13 protein-coding genes are annotated in these 15,450 nt (G+C 34.9%); 7 read left to right on the forward strand and 6 right to left on the reverse strand.

What is annotated here, in order from left to right:
• The first annotated feature begins 2 nt into the window (after positions 1 to 2).
• The 7 genes from NST63_RS17450 (at position 3) to NST63_RS17480 (ending at position 8,945) form a co-directional block, all read left to right on the forward strand.
• Positions 3 to 1,574: an NTTRR-F1 domain gene (locus tag NST63_RS17450; RefSeq protein ID WP_341043108.1), complete on the forward strand. Its 1,572-nt coding sequence runs from the start codon at positions 3 to 5 to the stop codon at positions 1,572 to 1,574.
• A 281-nt stretch (positions 1,575 to 1,855) separates the two neighbouring features.
• A complete protein-coding gene (locus NST63_RS17455; RefSeq protein ID WP_212942375.1) occupies positions 1,856 to 2,950 on the forward strand; it encodes a glycosyltransferase in 1,095 nt (364 codons plus the stop codon).
• 235 nt (positions 2,951 to 3,185) lie between these two features.
• Positions 3,186 to 4,301: a DegT/DnrJ/EryC1/StrS family aminotransferase gene (locus tag NST63_RS17460; protein ID WP_212942376.1), complete on the forward strand. Its 1,116-nt coding sequence runs from the start codon at positions 3,186 to 3,188 to the stop codon at positions 4,299 to 4,301.
• Complete coding sequence (locus tag NST63_RS17465) at positions 4,291 to 5,373, forward strand: Gfo/Idh/MocA family protein (RefSeq protein WP_341043109.1); 1,083 nt, start codon at positions 4,291 to 4,293, stop codon at positions 5,371 to 5,373. Before NST63_RS17460 ends, NST63_RS17465 begins: the two co-directional genes overlap by 11 nt.
• The gene (locus NST63_RS17470; RefSeq protein ID WP_341043110.1) at positions 5,370 to 6,317 is read left to right on the forward strand and encodes an NAD-dependent epimerase/dehydratase family protein; all 948 of its coding nucleotides are present in this window, start codon (positions 5,370 to 5,372) and stop codon (positions 6,315 to 6,317) included. Before NST63_RS17465 ends, NST63_RS17470 begins: the two co-directional genes overlap by 4 nt.
• Positions 6,314 to 7,297, forward strand: a complete 984-nt coding sequence (locus NST63_RS17475; RefSeq protein WP_212942379.1) for a glycosyltransferase family 4 protein — start codon at positions 6,314 to 6,316, stop codon at positions 7,295 to 7,297. Before NST63_RS17470 ends, NST63_RS17475 begins: the two co-directional genes overlap by 4 nt.
• Positions 7,298 to 7,620: 323 nt before the next feature.
• Positions 7,621 to 8,945 (forward strand): IS3 family transposase gene (locus tag NST63_RS17480; protein ID WP_139254896.1). Its coding sequence is split into 2 segments (ribosomal slippage): positions 7,621 to 7,999 and positions 7,999 to 8,945, totalling 1,326 coding nucleotides; the frame shifts between segments, so codons are not numbered across the junction.
• Between the two features lie 88 nt (positions 8,946 to 9,033).
• Here NST63_RS17480 and NST63_RS17485 read toward each other — a convergent pair.
• The 6 genes from NST63_RS17485 to fabI all read right to left on the reverse strand — a co-directional run bounded on the left by NST63_RS17485 (position 9,034) and on the right by fabI (position 15,278).
• Complete coding sequence (locus tag NST63_RS17485) at positions 9,034 to 10,026, reverse strand: DUF4855 domain-containing protein (RefSeq protein ID WP_341043112.1); 993 nt, start codon at positions 10,024 to 10,026, stop codon at positions 9,034 to 9,036.
• 273 nt (positions 10,027 to 10,299) lie between these two features.
• Positions 10,300 to 10,500 (reverse strand): hypothetical protein, encoded by a 201-nt coding sequence (locus NST63_RS17490; protein WP_341043113.1) that lies wholly within the window; start codon positions 10,498 to 10,500, stop codon positions 10,300 to 10,302.
• Positions 10,500 to 11,237, reverse strand: coding sequence for a hypothetical protein (locus NST63_RS17495; RefSeq protein ID WP_341043114.1), 738 nt, complete (start codon positions 11,235 to 11,237; stop codon positions 10,500 to 10,502). Before NST63_RS17495 ends, NST63_RS17490 begins: the two co-directional genes overlap by 1 nt.
• A gap of 79 nt (positions 11,238 to 11,316) precedes the next feature.
• The gene (locus NST63_RS17500; RefSeq protein WP_373312615.1) at positions 11,317 to 12,603 is read right to left on the reverse strand and encodes a nucleotide sugar dehydrogenase; all 1,287 of its coding nucleotides are present in this window, start codon (positions 12,601 to 12,603) and stop codon (positions 11,317 to 11,319) included.
• A 161-nt stretch (positions 12,604 to 12,764) separates the two neighbouring features.
• On the reverse strand, positions 12,765 to 14,240 hold the full coding sequence (locus NST63_RS17505) for an NTTRR-F1 domain (RefSeq protein WP_341043116.1): 1,476 nt from the start codon (positions 14,238 to 14,240) through the stop codon (positions 12,765 to 12,767).
• 255 nt (positions 14,241 to 14,495) lie between these two features.
• A complete protein-coding gene (gene fabI, locus NST63_RS17510; protein ID WP_212942385.1) occupies positions 14,496 to 15,278 on the reverse strand; it encodes an enoyl-ACP reductase FabI in 783 nt (260 codons plus the stop codon).
• Positions 15,279 to 15,450: the final 172 nt, after the last annotated feature.

Here is a 15,450-nt window from a genome sequence, read left to right on the forward strand (position 1 = left end):
TGTTGACTATTAACAATTTAATAGTAAATGGAGATTTTGAAAACGGAACATTAACTCCTTGGTTCTCCACTAATGCCTCAATTACCAATCTTTATACACATTCTGGATATTATTCAGCTCTTTTACAGGGCGGTTCTGTAAATTCATATATCGGTCAATTTATATCCATTAATTCCTTGGAAAGGTTTGAGTTCTTAATCTCTCTTGCAAAAACTAACCCTTCGCCTTCTCCTCCTTTGGCCTTATTGATAATTTATTATGATGATTCATTAAACTTTTTAAATTATGGATTAATAACAAATATCACTCCAGATAAAATACCTAATGCTCAAGAAAATCAAACAAGGCTAGAAATCTATCAAACAACTGGACTAGCCCCATTAGGTGCTACCTATGCATTAGTTGTTGTAAATAAACTTCCATTAGCAGGAAGTTCAGAAATAGTTATTGATGATATTGAATTATTATCTATCGAAGGTTCTGGATGTACTGGGGCTACGGGGATCACTGGACCGACGGGGGTTACCGGGGCAACCGGCGTTTCTGGAGTCACGGGCATTACCGGACCAACGGGTGTTACGGGCGCCACGGGCATTACTGGACCCACCGGCGTTTCTGGAGTCACGGGCGTTACTGGACCTACCGGCAGTACTGGCGCTACGGGCATTACTGGACCCACCGGCGGCACTGGACCCTCTGGCATTACTGGACCTACCGGCAGCACGGGCGCTACGGGCATTACCGGGCCAACTGGAGTTACTGGTGCTACAGGCATTACCCCAACTGGAGTTACTGGCGCCACGGGCATTACCGGACCAATTGGGGTTACTGGTGTTACAGGCATTACTGGGGCGACAGGGATTACGGGAGTTACTGGGACGACTGGCGTCACTGGGGCAACAGGTGCTACTGGGCCCACGGGGGTTACTGGTCCTATCGGCGTCACGGGCTCAACGGGGATCACTGGGCCGACCGGTGTCAGAGGACCGACTGGTGCTAGAGGAACAACCGGCGTTAGAGGACCGACCGGTGCTAGAGGAACAACTGGCGTTAGAGGAACAACCGGCGTTAGAGGACCAACCGGTGTCAGAGGACCGACTGGTGCTAGAGGACCAACCGGCGTTAGAGGACCAACCGGTGTTAGAGGATCGACCGGTGCTAGAGGACCAACTGGAACATCCACTAGATTAGGATTTCAAAATAATACAGCTTCTATTGCAATTACACCTATAAATACCGAAGTTACCGTTGCCAGTGTTACAGCAACACCATTAGCAAATCAAAATATCAAGATTGATAGTGCATTGACGATTGAAGTAACAGCCACAGCAAACAACAGCTTCACAATAGAGGTTCGTTTATATCGCGGCACCACACTGCTCCAAACAAGAGAATTAATTCGAAATCAACCAGGAGCAGGTACAGCAAGATTTAATATGGCAGATACCTACGTGGATACTGCACCTGCTACTGCATCTACGACCTATCAAATTCGAGTTATAAGTACGGTGGAAAGTAATGTTACAGCTATTAATGCAATAAACCGAAATTTAAACCTGATTGTCTTCACCTAAATGTTGAGGGTATTTTAAGTACCCTCCTCCCTAAATAATAAAAGAACAAAGTATGTTTATTTATCAATAGTATAGGTTTATATACAAGCAAAAATGATCGCATTGAGTAAATTAATAAGGTAGCAATATAAAATATACCAATGTAAATTTTTTATAGTTAACTTCTATATAATTTCAAACCATATAAGATTTAGAAGCAGTAAAATTAAAAGTAAAAGATATAAAAAAATGCAACACAATCCGTGCAAAAAATAATGTGTAATAAAGGAGTGTGCTTTTATTTGGTAACAATTAGCTTATGTATGATTGTAAAAAATGAAGAAGAGGTCCTAGCTCGGTGTTTAGAAACTGTAAAAGATATTGTTGATGAAATTAATATCGTTGATACAGGCTCAACTGATCGAACGGTGGAAATAGCAAAAGAATATACAGATCGTGTTTATTTCTTTGAGTGGACGGGAAACTTTGCAGACGCTAGAAACGAGTCTTTTAGACACGCTACAAAAGACTATATTTTCTATATAGACGCGGATGATGTATTGCTTGAGGAAGACCAGAAAAAGCTAAAGGAATTAAAAGAATCCTTGGACCCTTCTGTGGATTCTGTTTCAATGTTTTATGATGCAGGTACTGACGAGTACGGAAATGTTACCTTGCGTTATCGGAGAAATCGTTTAGTTAAACGATCAAGAAATTTTCTATGGAAAGGCGATTGCCATAACTACCTCGAAGTTTATGGAAAGATTATTAATTCTGATATTGCAATTAAACACAAAAAAATCAGTCATTCAACAGGACGTAATTTAAATATATATCAAACAAAAATTGATCGTGGCGATACTTTTTCGGCAAGAGATTATTTTTATTATGGAAATGAACTTAGAGAAAATGGTCATTATGAAAAGGCAATTGAAAGCTATGATCAAAACTTGTCTATAAAAGAAGGATGGATTGAAGATAAAGTATACGCATGTATTAATAAGGCTGATTGCTATCGCTTTCTTGGAGATTTAGATAATGAGCTAAAGAGCCTATTTCAATCATTTGTGTATTCCAAAACACCCCGTCCAGAGGCCTGTAGCCGAATCGGTTACAATTTCCAACGTAAGCGAGAATATAAGAATGCGATTTATTGGTATTCAATAGCTGCGCAAAGTGAAGCCGATACCAATCAATGGAGCTTCACGTATCCTGCCTATTATACTTGGTATCCACATTTACAAATGTGCGTTTGCTATTATAATTTAGGAGATTTTCAGAATTCATATGAACACAATGAAAAAGCTTATTCTTATCGTCCAAACGATGAAAGAATTCTTCACAATAAGAAATTACTAGAAGACAAATTAAATATTAATAAAAAAAATCCTACATGAAAAACTGCCATTAAATGGTAGTTTTTTGTATGATAGAAGATTAAAAGCCTTTCCTCGCTAATATTATATATGTCCCTTCAATAAAACTTTTATTGGAAAAACGGTATCAATGAAAATGTTGAATTACAAACAATTACTACTAGACTTAATGATTGTATGTGTAGCTGCCGTTACACTACAACCTTTCTGAACATAAATTATGTTGATGACAGGAAATAAAGTTAGGAGGAACAACATGATTCAATTAATAGAACTAAAAGAACAATTCCTTTCAGTAAAACATGAAATTTTAAAAGAGATAGAAAAGGTATTAGAAAGTGGTCAATATGTGTTAGGACCCAAAGTAGATGAACTCGAGAGAAAAATAGCGAAGAAACTTGGAACATTAGACGCTGTTGCTGTAGCTAACGGAACCGATGCCCTTGTTCTTACATTGGATGCATATGGTATTGGCCCTGGAGATGAAGTCATCACTTCTCCATTTACTTTCTTTGCTAGTGCGGAAGCAGTCTCACGTGTAGGAGCTACCCCTGTATTTGTAGATGTTGATCCGGAATCATATACATTGGATCCTTTAAAAATTGAAGATAAAATAACTTCAGCAACTAAAGCCATTATACCTATTCACTTATTCGGTCAACCAGCTGATATGGATGAAATCAAAAAAATTGCGAAAAAACATCAATTAATCGTCATTGAAGATGCTTGTCAAGCTTTTGGAGCGACCTATAAGAATCAACCTGTAGGTTCTATAGGAGATGCTGCATGCTTTTCATTTTTCCCGACCAAAAATTTAGGTACTGTGGGTGATGGTGGCATTATAACTACATCCGATCTCAATCTCGCTTCTAAGCTACGCAATCTTCGCACACATGGAACAACGCAAAAATACTTTCATAATTCGATTGGATATAATAGTCGACTAGATGAAATACATGCAGCTATTTTATTAGTCCTATTAGATAAAATTGATGAATGGAATGAAAAACGAAATGACTTAGCAGCTCGTTATAACAAGGGGCTTGGAAATTCCAATCTGTTCAAACTTCCGAAAATAAAAGAAAATCGTTCCCATATTTTCCACCTGTATTGTGTTGGATCTACATTACGTGAAAAAATACTTCAAACATTACAAAATCATGATATACATTCAGGCATTTACTATCCACTATGTCTTCATTTGCAGGAGGTATACTCCAACTTATCATACAAAAAGGGAGATTTTCCTATAGCTGAAGGTCTTTCAGAAACACTATTCGCATTACCAATGTCCCCTTTTCTATCTGAAAAAGATCAGGATCAGGTGATTTCTATATTATTAAATGAGGTGGACAATCAAGATGGTTGTTAATTTTGGATTAATCGGCTGCGGCTATATATCTGACCGTCATATAGAAGCGTTAGCTAATTGTCCTGAAGCAAAACTTGTGGCGGTTAGTGATCTTAATAAAGATCGAATGAATATTGCAATAAAAAAATATCAGACTCAATCAAATAAAAATCACTCCCTTCAAATGTTCGAGAATTATAGTGATTTACTAGAATATAATGAAGTAGATGCTGTGATTATTTCCACTCTTTCTGGCTTACATGCAGAAATGGCTAAAATCGCATTAATCGCCGGAAAACATGTCATTCTTGAAAAACCCATGACCTTATCTTTAAAAGAAGCTGATGAACTAATTCAGCTCGCCAAGGTCAATCATTTAAAACTTTGTATTTGCCATCAAATGCGCTTTAAACCGATCATGAAGCGGATTAAACAGGTGATTGATGAAGGACGAATCGGTACTCCTTATTTAGGGGTGGCTTCAATACGGATTAATCGTTCCCTTGAATATTATCAAGAAGCTCCATGGCGTGGAGATTGGAAACAAGACGGAGGGATGCTCCTTAACCAAGGGATTCATATGATTGATTTATTACAGTGGTTTTTAGGGGATGTAAAAACTGTTTATGGAGACATTTCCTCCTTTACCAGGATGAAAGAAACTGAAGATATTGCATTAGGAATTTTAACTTTTACAAATGGAACAAAAGGATTAATTGAAGCAAATGTAGTTACCCAACCAAATAATCTCGGTTATCAGTTATCCATCTTCGGTGAAAAAGGTTGTATGTCTTTGGAAGGACCTTCATTAAATAAAATAAGCCGGTGGTATATCGAAGGTGAAGAGGTGGATATTGATGAATTAGAACAATTACTAAAGGATCATAATGAAGAGGAATACATGTATGAAAACGTGATTCAATCCATTCAATCTTCGGAGCAACTCCTTGTTGATGGGAATGAAGGAAAAAAAGCTATCGAAACCATCTTTGCCATTTATCAATCATATTTAAATCATTTACCCATCGATCTCCCTATTCATTCTTTTTCAACAGCAACGATGAAATCCGATGGAGGTGGAAGTGCAAAATGAATTTTGGTCATGTTCTAGTCACTGGTGGAGCTGGTTTTTTAGGGTCACAATTAGTTAAAAAATTACTTCCTTTATCTGATTCCATCTATATCATTGATGATCTTTCTACTGGTAACATTTCTTCCGTTCCCAAAGATCCAAAAATCACTTTTTATCATGAAAGCATCACAAATGAAGCTATTCTAAATAAAATTCTTCCAAATGTAGACTTTATATTTCATTTAGCTTGTAAAAATCTTGTATTATCCTATAACAATGTGAAGGAGGATTTTGATACTAATCTTTATGGGGGCTGGCTTCTTCTGCAAAAATCTCAGGAATTATCCCCCAAGCTAAAAAGATTTATCTATACTTCCACCGCATCTGTATATGGCGATGCAAGTATGTTACCTACTCCGGAATCTTACTACAATATCAAGTTACCTTATTCAGCAAGTAAATTTTCAACCGAACATTATTGTCAAGTTTACCATCATATGTATCAATTACCAACTACAATTCTCCGTTTATCCAATGTTTATGGGCCAGGTCAACTAATTAGTAATCCTTATTGTGGTGTTGTAGCTAAATTTTTTGAAGAGGCAGGCAATGATGCACCATTAACCATCTATGATGATGGAAAACAGACTCGAGATTTCACGTATATCGATGATGCTCTGGATGCCATCCTTTTAGCTGCATCTAATGACCAAATGATTGGGCGCGTATTTAATGTTGGTACAAAAAAGGAAACAAGTATTTTAGAATTAGCTAAAAATATTACAACCATTACCGGATTAACAAATGTCAGATTAAATTTCCAACCAAAAAGAAGCGTGGACATTGTTCAAAGACGCTGCCTAGATAATACTCTACTTAAAAGCTATGGTTGGAGTTGTAAAAATGATCTTGTTACTGGTTTGACTAAAACCTATGCCTGGCTGAATAGAGGTGAAACCCCATGAATATTTTTCATGGAATCGTTGAAATAGCTGGACAAATGGGAATATTGAGTGATGCTCTCAAAGCAAAAGGGCATTACTCTGTAGGTTATAATACATTTCATTCATACTTAGGGTATAAAGACCACTTAGTTAATACAGACTTAAATCAAATTAAAGCAAATCAAGAGGATATTATTAATTCGTTTGATATCTTTCATTTCCATTACAATACAACACTACATGAAAATCATGAGGATCTTCCTTATTTACAGTCAAAGCGAAAAAAAATGATTATGCATCACTGGGGGAATGATGTTAGATTCCATGACCTTGCTAAAGTAAATAATCCATATGCATATACAGGTGATTCTCCTCCAAATGAAGTTATGCACGAAAATTTAACAAAAATATCTAAGTATATTAAACATGCAATTGTTCAGGATTATGAGGTATATGATTATGTCAAAGACTATTATGAAAAAGTTCATGTCGTACCCATTGCCATCGATATCAGTAAGTTCTATCCTCATTTTCCAAAAGTGGATAAAGATAAACCTTTAATTTTACATGCACCAACTAATCCTGATTTCAAAGGCACCACCTATATCGAGAATACTCTAGCGGAATTACGAAAAACACATACTTTTGACTACCAAAGAATAGAAAAAATGAATCATGATGAAGTTATTAAGCTATATGAAAAAGCCGATATTATTGTTGATCAAGTATTATGTGGCTCATACGGTCTATTGAGTGTGGAATCGATGGCACTCGGAAAACCTGTCATCACATATATTCGTCCGGATCTCATTACAAAATTTCCAAGTGTATTGCCAATTGTAAATGCCAATCCCGATAATTTATATAATCAAATTAAATTATTACTTGATAATCCGATGTTACGTTTAAATGTAGGTATTCTTGGAAGAGAATATGCAATACGTGTGCATGGACACCACGCTGTTGCTGATCAGCTCCTGTCTATTTATTCACAATTATAATAAGCTGTTTTAAGATAGTTTGTTGAAGGATCTACTGACAACTTTTCTCCCTAATTAAGGATTCAATGCTCTTAAGAAGTTTGCAGCTCTTTTTCTTTAGTGTATTGATGAGCTCCTCATTCTCCAACTTATTTATATAGTTATAACATTACTTAAATGTTTAACAAATGAGATTAAATCAAAAAAATAAAAAGCAACCTATTAAATAAAACTGAACTGAACCCCGAATAGTAGACACTTAAAAAAAAGTGCCCTATTCGGGGTTTTTTCTATGGGAAAAGCCCGTTATACTTAACATAATTAATTTGAACGGGAGTTATCTTATGAGTAAAATCTATTTTAATGAACATCAACGTCAACTATTAGAAGCCAATCCCAATGTTGCTTCAGTATCTGACCGAGCGATTCAATATACACCTGAATTTAAAATTAAAGCAGTAAATGAGAACTTAGCTGGGAAAGGACCTACTCAAATCTTTATAGAAAATGGGTTTGATCTTGAAATGATTGGCCCTAAAAAAGCTAAATCAGCTTTGAAGCGTTGGAGAAATACTTTTAATCAATATGGAGAAAATGGTTTTTTGGAAGAACGTCGAGGAAAAGGAAGTACGGGAAGACCAACAACTAGTGAGTTATCCGCTGATAAGAAGCTAGAAAAAGCAGAGGCTCGTATTCGTTATCTCGAAGCTGAAATTGAATTACTAAAAAAGCTAGAGGAACTCGAAAGGAAGGCGAAGAAACACAAGTAGCTCCACATGAAAAATACGCAGTCATCAATGAAGTAATTCGTAAATATCAACTAATCAATAGTGTCTCTGAGCTATGTACTGTCGCACATGTTAGTCGCAGTGGTTATTATGCATGGCTGCGGAATACTGAAAAACATGCCATTCGAGAGAACAATGATTATGAGGATTATCTCTTTTTAAAGTGCATCTATGATGCATTCAAAGGGAAAGTTGGCTATCGTGGACTTTATATGAAAGTATGTGAATTACTTGAAAACCCAATGAACCCAAAGAAAATACGCCGTCTAATGCGCAAGTATAATTTCTTTGCGAAAGTGCGACGTGCAAACCCATATAAAAATATTGCAAAAGCTACTCAAGAACATAAGACATTACCAAATAGATTAAACCGTGAATTTACACAAGACGAGCCGGAAAAAGTATTTTTAACTGACATTACCTATTTAAAGTATCGAGGAAAAACAGCCTATCTATCCTGTGTTAAGGATGTCGCTACACGTGAAATAGTGGCATATGAATTATCACAAACATTGAAAATGTCGATTGTTTACAATACTCTAGCAAAATTAGAAGAGAAATTAGGGAATAATATACATCCAGAAGCCATGATACACTCTGATCAAGGTTTCCATTACACGCATCCAGAATTTCAAAAAAGGGTGAAACAGATGAATTTGAAACAATCTATGTCACGTAGAGGGAACTGTATCGATAATGCACCAATGGAATCCTTCTTTGGACATATGAAAGATGAAATGGACTATAAAGAAGTTCATACATTTGAAGAACTAAAACAATTAGTTAATCAATATATGATTTTCTATAATGCATCAAGAAGACAATGGAATTTAAAAAAGATGACTCCGGCAGAATACCGAAGTCATCTAATCGCTGCTTAAATAGCAGGGTTACTTTTATTAAACTGTCCGAAATTTAGGGCGCAGTTCAAACTATTTTAATAGGTTGCTTTTTTTCATAAATAATCTATTATTGCTGAATAGGTTCATATTGTTTTTTAGTAAATAAGTACATATTTTTATACTCATCAGGATGGTTCAGATAAATTTTTTTCAACGTTTGGTTTGGAAATTGAAAAGCGATTAGACTATTCATCATATATCCTTCACTTACACCAAAATTGAGATAATCATATAGATGAGTATTATTAAATAACATCCCAGTCCCAAAACTTATTTGGATCCCTGTATGATAATATTGTGAAAAAACGGTTGTGTTTTTTATCCAATTAGTGTCAACTTCTGTATTACCATAATAGTTAGGATTAGCACAAGCCGCATCAAAGTTTAAAGTATCCCATTGTGCACATCCTGGAGAACCGTAATTAAATAACCACAATGTCAGATATCCTTTTTGGTGAATATAATCATTCGTGTCCTTTACAATTTGTTCATCTCCTGTATTTATCGAACTTCTCTGCCAAACAAATCCTTTAAAAGCTAACTTCTGATGTAGCCCTTCTTCCTTCTGCCAACGTATGAGGAAGCATTCAATCCACCACTTAATGGCTTTTAAGCGATCTTCATCATTTGTAAAATCTAATTTCTCTTCTAATACTGTACCATAGTTTTCTTGAAGGGGATGGGGGTAAGGAATGGTAACCCAAACTTCATTAACTTCTCCTTCATTTGTATTCTGTGCTAATGCATGAAGATTAACATTTTCATCAAATAAATGATCAATCACTAACATCCAATCACTAATTCTCGCTTGTTTACCTAGTCCTGTGTGCATAGCATGGATATAATAATCATCTCTTATGCGAATGGGATCAAATATATATGAACGGAAAAATGTATCAAGTGGTTGGCCATTTTCGAAATAGTATTGGCAATACTTCAATTCCTCTGTCGACCAGTTCCCCATTTCCTTATTTAATAAATCCCCTACAGGTAACACACATATATGATTGGTGATAGAATGTTGTTCGGCTGTCATATAGCCAGTAGACATATTGGACATATTTTCTTTAACTCCTTTTCTTTAGCTATATATAGCATTTATATCTAATAATTGAACCGTGCTTTGTCCAATGGTAGAGAGTCCAATTATTATAAAGATTACATGCTATATAATTATTGCCTTAACTTAAAGAAACAAAAGGGACCGAAAAAATCAAAAAAGACTTCCACCACAATACAATATTCAATGTAAAAAATAGCTATAGCACATTAGATATGCATTGCGCGTGGAATCATTCTCTTACTAGTAAAACAATCAAAGAGCTATAGCATTTTATAGAATGCGAACATAATGAATCGTATCTAATGCGATGTCATTATTTATTTTCGAACCATAGTTTATCCATCTAGCAATTCTCACACCATTATTATTAACTTCTTCTAATAGGCCATCGGTCATTTCAGATTGCATCCCTAATTCGATATCTGATCCAATATAACTAGCCAACTCATCCTTAAAATAAGCTTCAGCCATTAGATTTCCTCCTCCACTATTTCTGATATTCCTATTATTTGATTGAGTGGTATTAATATTGTATACCCGACAATAATATAATCCTCTTTAACCTCTAATAATGTACCAGTTATTGTCTCAGATGCTGTTTCTACATGAATGTTTTTATTTACCAAATCGTGCAGCCGTTCGCTTAAGTTCACTAAGTTTGAATTTCTTTTAGTACTAGTTATTGTCTTAGATGCAGCTTCTATATTAATTTCCTTATTTACCTTCTCCTGTTGCGGTTTGTTTATATTCACCAAGTTTGAATCGCTTTTAGTACCGGTTTTTAGCTCAGATGCAGCTTCTACATTAATTTTCTTATTTGCCTTATCCTGTTGCTTTTCGCTTAAATTCACTAAGCTTAAATCGCTTTTAACTGCAGGTTTTGCAACCTCTTTTTTTTCCTGTTTATTCTCTGGTTCTTTCATTTGTGTTTTCTTTCCGTATAGTAACTCTTCCATTAAGTTCGAATTCTCTAGTATTTTTTGATCGATGATTTCTGTTAACATTTCAATGTTTTTTCTTAGAAAATCTGGAGGTTTTGGTTTACTAATTTGAATATTTAAAGTATTTTCTATTTCCTTTTCCCTTGATATTTTTATTGGCAGTGAACTTAAACCAAGAGACAAATTACTGGAAATTTGATTCGTAACTCTTTTCATTTCTTTTTGAATCATTTTCGAAGTATTTTTCAACACTGTAATTTTCTCCATTTACAAATATCCCACTTTCAAAGATAATTTTTCATATTAAACTAACAGTGTAGCAAATTGTACTTTTAAGCTAATCGACTCATACAAATAACCCATTTCCTAACTGCTTAATTTTTCCTTTTAATAGATCGACGTCTTTATACACAGCTCTTGTATCAAAAATCGCTTTTGCATGTTGAGCAATTGCTTCTGCAGGAATTTGTGTATGATCTGTTAAAATAAGAACCACATCATATTTACTTATCATTTGTGGATTAATCACAGTACCTTTTATTCTTTTCCCGCTAATATTTACTTCCGGAACAAAGGGATCATGATAATCTACTTGTGCCCCTTGTACTAATAGTTCCTTAAAAATATCGATGGCTCTGGAATCTCTTACATCACTAATATCCTTTTTATAAGTGACCCCATAAATAAGAATAGTAGGATTCTCTTTCTTTGCTATTTTAAATGTAAGCTTAACGATATAATCAACGATTTCTTTATTCATCTGATCTGATAAATGTATAAACTGACTATTTAATCCTTTTTGCTGAATAATATACTGTAAATAGAGGGGATCAACTGGAATACAATGGCCGCTTACACCAGGACCTGGATAAAACGGATGATATCCGTAAGGTTTTGTACTTGCAGCTTCAATAACCTCCCATAAATTAATGCCCAATTCATTGCATAGCATTGCCATTTCATTAATAAAAGAAATATTGACAAATCGATAAGTATTTTCTAATAGTTTCGTAAACTCTGCAACCTCTGATGAAGAGACAGGTACCACATCATTATAGATATGTGAATAGAGTTCAACTGCAACACTTTTACATGTTTCAGTAATGCCACCCACTACTTTAGGTGTATTTTCAATACCAAAATGCTGATTTCCAGGATCTACTCTTTCTGGAGAATAGGCAAGATGAAAATCTTTACCTGCTTGTAAGCCACTTTTCTCAAGAATTGGTTGAACGATTTCTCTTGTCGTTCCAGGAAATGTTGAGCTTTCTAAAACAATTAATTGACCTTTTTGAATCCTTTTCTGAATTGATTCTGCTGCGCTTACTACATAATCCAAATTGGGTGACTTATCACCATTTAATGGAGTTGGTACGCAAATGATGACTGTGTCCACATTTTTGATCTCGTCATTATTTGTAGTGACCAAAAATCGTTTAGACTGATTTGCATTTTTTAAGCTATCATCACTTATATCTGAAATATAACTTTTGCTATTTCTAATGGATTCAATCTTTTTCTTATCAATATCAATACCAATGACTTTATAACCTTTTTCAACTAAAAGCATCGTTAATGGAAGCCCTACAAATCCTAAACCGATCACTGCTATTTTTTGTGTTTTGTCTTTTATCACTTTGTTGCCCCTTTCTGAAATGTTCTTTTACAAATTATGTTTCGTATAATTATTTCGAAAGGTACAAGACACTATTTTTCGATAAATAGTAGTTGAAGTTAGGTTTTCATGCCGAAAAAATAATCATTTTGTATGTTAATAGGCTCCTCATATTACACTTATAAAACAATTTCCCTTAATTCACATAATGAAAGAAGAACAGGTGCACTATCCTTGTTAGGAAGCTTATTTATTAAAATTTGCGCATAATCCGCATTTTCCGGTACATTTAATGTTACTGCACGAAAACCAAACCATTTATTTTCGGATACATCACTCATGTCAGTTGAGAAAAGGGACGTATATAAACCAATTTCTATAATTTCATGATTTTTTGTATAATAATAAATGATTATATTTATAGGTGCTCCAACCTTTTCCCCTTCTTTAGCCAACCAAGCGGATAAAAGGTAGTTCTTATAAGGTGCAACGGTAACTTTCTGTTGAATAAATGCATTTTCCTCTCCATCCATAAACCTAATACTTCCAGAACCTTTATATCCCTTATCTTCTACTAATTCTGCCTGATGAGTAACCCAATCTAGTTCCAGTGGTTCTTTAAAATCCCCATTCTTTATTAAATTTTGTAAGGATGATCTTAATTGAAGTGGTTGGTTTCTTGCCCATTCCCTCTCAATTTCTGGCCAAACGGTGGAAAGTGATTTTTGATAGGAAAATTTCTCAATTGCAGTTTTATGACCTTCTCTAGCGATTTGTATTCTTTCTTGCTCATTTTGCAAATAATAGGAAACTAATTCTAGTGTTTCTTCACGTGAATTAGTAACTGCGCAATTCACACCAGGAAGGAGTTTCTCTCGAACAGCCTTTGTATTGGAAGTTAACAAAAATCCTCCTGAGGATAATATATCTAGTGTGCGACTGCTAAGTTGATCATTACAGGTTTGTAAACTAATACAAATTTTTGCGGAGCTAAAAACAGAAGGAGTTTCCGTGAATGGTAGTTTTCCTTTAAGCATGTGTTCAGGTATCTTCTTATTTAAATAACACCAATCTAATACGTCCCAATCTCTTCCCCATATTTTCACATCAAAATCTGTATCTATTAATGGCACGACTAAATCATTTACACTCTTATAGCGTATCTCTCCGATTGTAAAATTACCCGTACCGACAACAGCTACATCACATGCATATTCAGGATTAAAAGCAGATGGTTTATGAAAATCTGGATTGGTACCAACATCAAAAAAGGTGGCTGGAATACCCATTTCTTCATATCCACGAATGGTTAATGGACTTCTAGTTAGCACAAAGGATGGTTGCATAATTTTACAATAACGTTTTGACCATCGTTCAAAATGGAGCCAATCCTCTTCGGCAAAATATAAATGAAATAATTGATATTTTTTTATCACGTCACGAATAGACTCAAGTTCTCCATCTTGATATTTATCTTGCTGCCAAACATCCCATCCCATATCGATTACCATATCTGGTTTAAAATCAAGTATTTCCTTCTCAAGATCACTAGCATCAAATTCCCCTAAATATCTTACCTCATGACCTAAATTTTCGAGTGCTGCTCCAAGTGAAAACCTGAATATATCAAAGGTCATTAGTGCTAAAATTTTCAAAATGAATTCCTCCGATAACTGTATAATCCAATTCCAGAATGTTCTATATTCTTTTGAAATACATCAAGATTTGTTCTAATAATCAAACTTTACCTCCTTATCTGTCGGGTTAATGTATTATATAAATATTAGACCTTGCCCGTAAGGTACAGTTGTCGAAAAATACAAAAATAGGTGTTAAGCCTGAAACATACAAAAAAACGGGATAGTCTATTGATAAACTCAGACTACCCCGTTTTTTTATTTTGAGATTCATTAATATCCAATAATATGATACCCCGAGTCCACGTGAATATTTTCACCAGTAATACCACGAGACATCTCACTGAATAAGAACACAGCTGTATCGCCTACTTCTTCCTGTGTCGTTACACGACGTAAAGGAGCTTTCTCTTCAACCTCTTTTAAAATAGTATTAAAATCACTAACCCCTTTAGCAGATAACGTACGAATTGGTCCTGCTGATATGGAATTAACACGTATTCCATATTTTCCAAGATCACTTGCTAAATACTTCACACTAGCTTCTAGTGAAGCTTTTGCCACACCCATAACATTGTAGTTCGTCATCACCCGTTCTCCTCCTAAATAGGACAACGTAACGAAACTTCCACCTTCAGACATTAATTCTAAATTCTTTACTTCCTTTGCCACAGCAGAAAGTGAATAAGAACTAATATTTTGTGCAAGAAGGAAGCCTTCACGTGTAACATTTAAAAATTCACCACTTAGCTCCTCTTTATTAGCAAAGGCCACACAGTGAGCAATTCCATGAATCGTACCAACTTCTTCCTTAATTTTGCTAAAGCAAGAATGAATTTGTTCATCACTTGTTACATCACACTGTAAAATAATTGAGTCTGTTGTTTCTAATGATTCGACAAGCTGACGAACACTTTTCTCCGTACGTTCTCGTCCGTAAGTAAAAATTAATCGTGCACCAGCCTCATGTAAGGAACGTGCAATTCCCCATGCAATACTTCGTTTATTAGCTACACCCATCACTACATATGTTTTTCCTTGTAAAGAAAGATTCATCTTTGAATATTCCTCCTCGTTTATGTATAAGTACAATTATATTTGTTACTTTTTATGTAAATTTCGCAACAAGTTATCACAAGTTATTAGTACCTAGTACTAATATTACATGATTTAACTCCTCTTGCAAAGCAAATATATGATTATTGATAGAAAAGAAGCTAGTATGAAT

Origin of the sequence: Heyndrickxia sp. FSL W8-0496 (assembly GCF_038007825.1) — a bacterium.
Taxonomy (GTDB): domain Bacteria; phylum Bacillota; class Bacilli; order Bacillales; family Bacillaceae_C; genus Heyndrickxia; species Heyndrickxia oleronia.

What these genes read in the sequence shown, in the direction of transcription:
- NST63_RS17490 (WP_341043113.1), bottom strand. Translation starts at nt 10,500, where the DNA reads ATGGCTGAAGCTTATTTTAAGGATGAGTTGGCTAGTTATATTGGATCA.
- NST63_RS17460 (WP_212942376.1), top strand. Translation starts at nt 3,186, where the DNA reads ATGATTCAATTAATAGAACTAAAAGAACAATTCCTTTCAGTAAAACAT.
- NST63_RS17470 (WP_341043110.1), top strand. Translation starts at nt 5,370, where the DNA reads ATGAATTTTGGTCATGTTCTAGTCACTGGTGGAGCTGGTTTTTTAGGG.
- NST63_RS17465 (WP_341043109.1), top strand. Translation starts at nt 4,291, where the DNA reads ATGGTTGTTAATTTTGGATTAATCGGCTGCGGCTATATATCTGACCGT.
- NST63_RS17495 (WP_341043114.1), bottom strand. Translation starts at nt 11,237, where the DNA reads ATGGAGAAAATTACAGTGTTGAAAAATACTTCGAAAATGATTCAAAAA.
- fabI (WP_212942385.1), bottom strand. Translation starts at nt 15,278, where the DNA reads ATGAATCTTTCTTTACAAGGAAAAACATATGTAGTGATGGGTGTAGCT.
- NST63_RS17485 (WP_341043112.1), bottom strand. Translation starts at nt 10,026, where the DNA reads ATGTCCAATATGTCTACTGGCTATATGACAGCCGAACAACATTCTATC.
- NST63_RS17475 (WP_212942379.1), top strand. Translation starts at nt 6,314, where the DNA reads ATGAATATTTTTCATGGAATCGTTGAAATAGCTGGACAAATGGGAATA.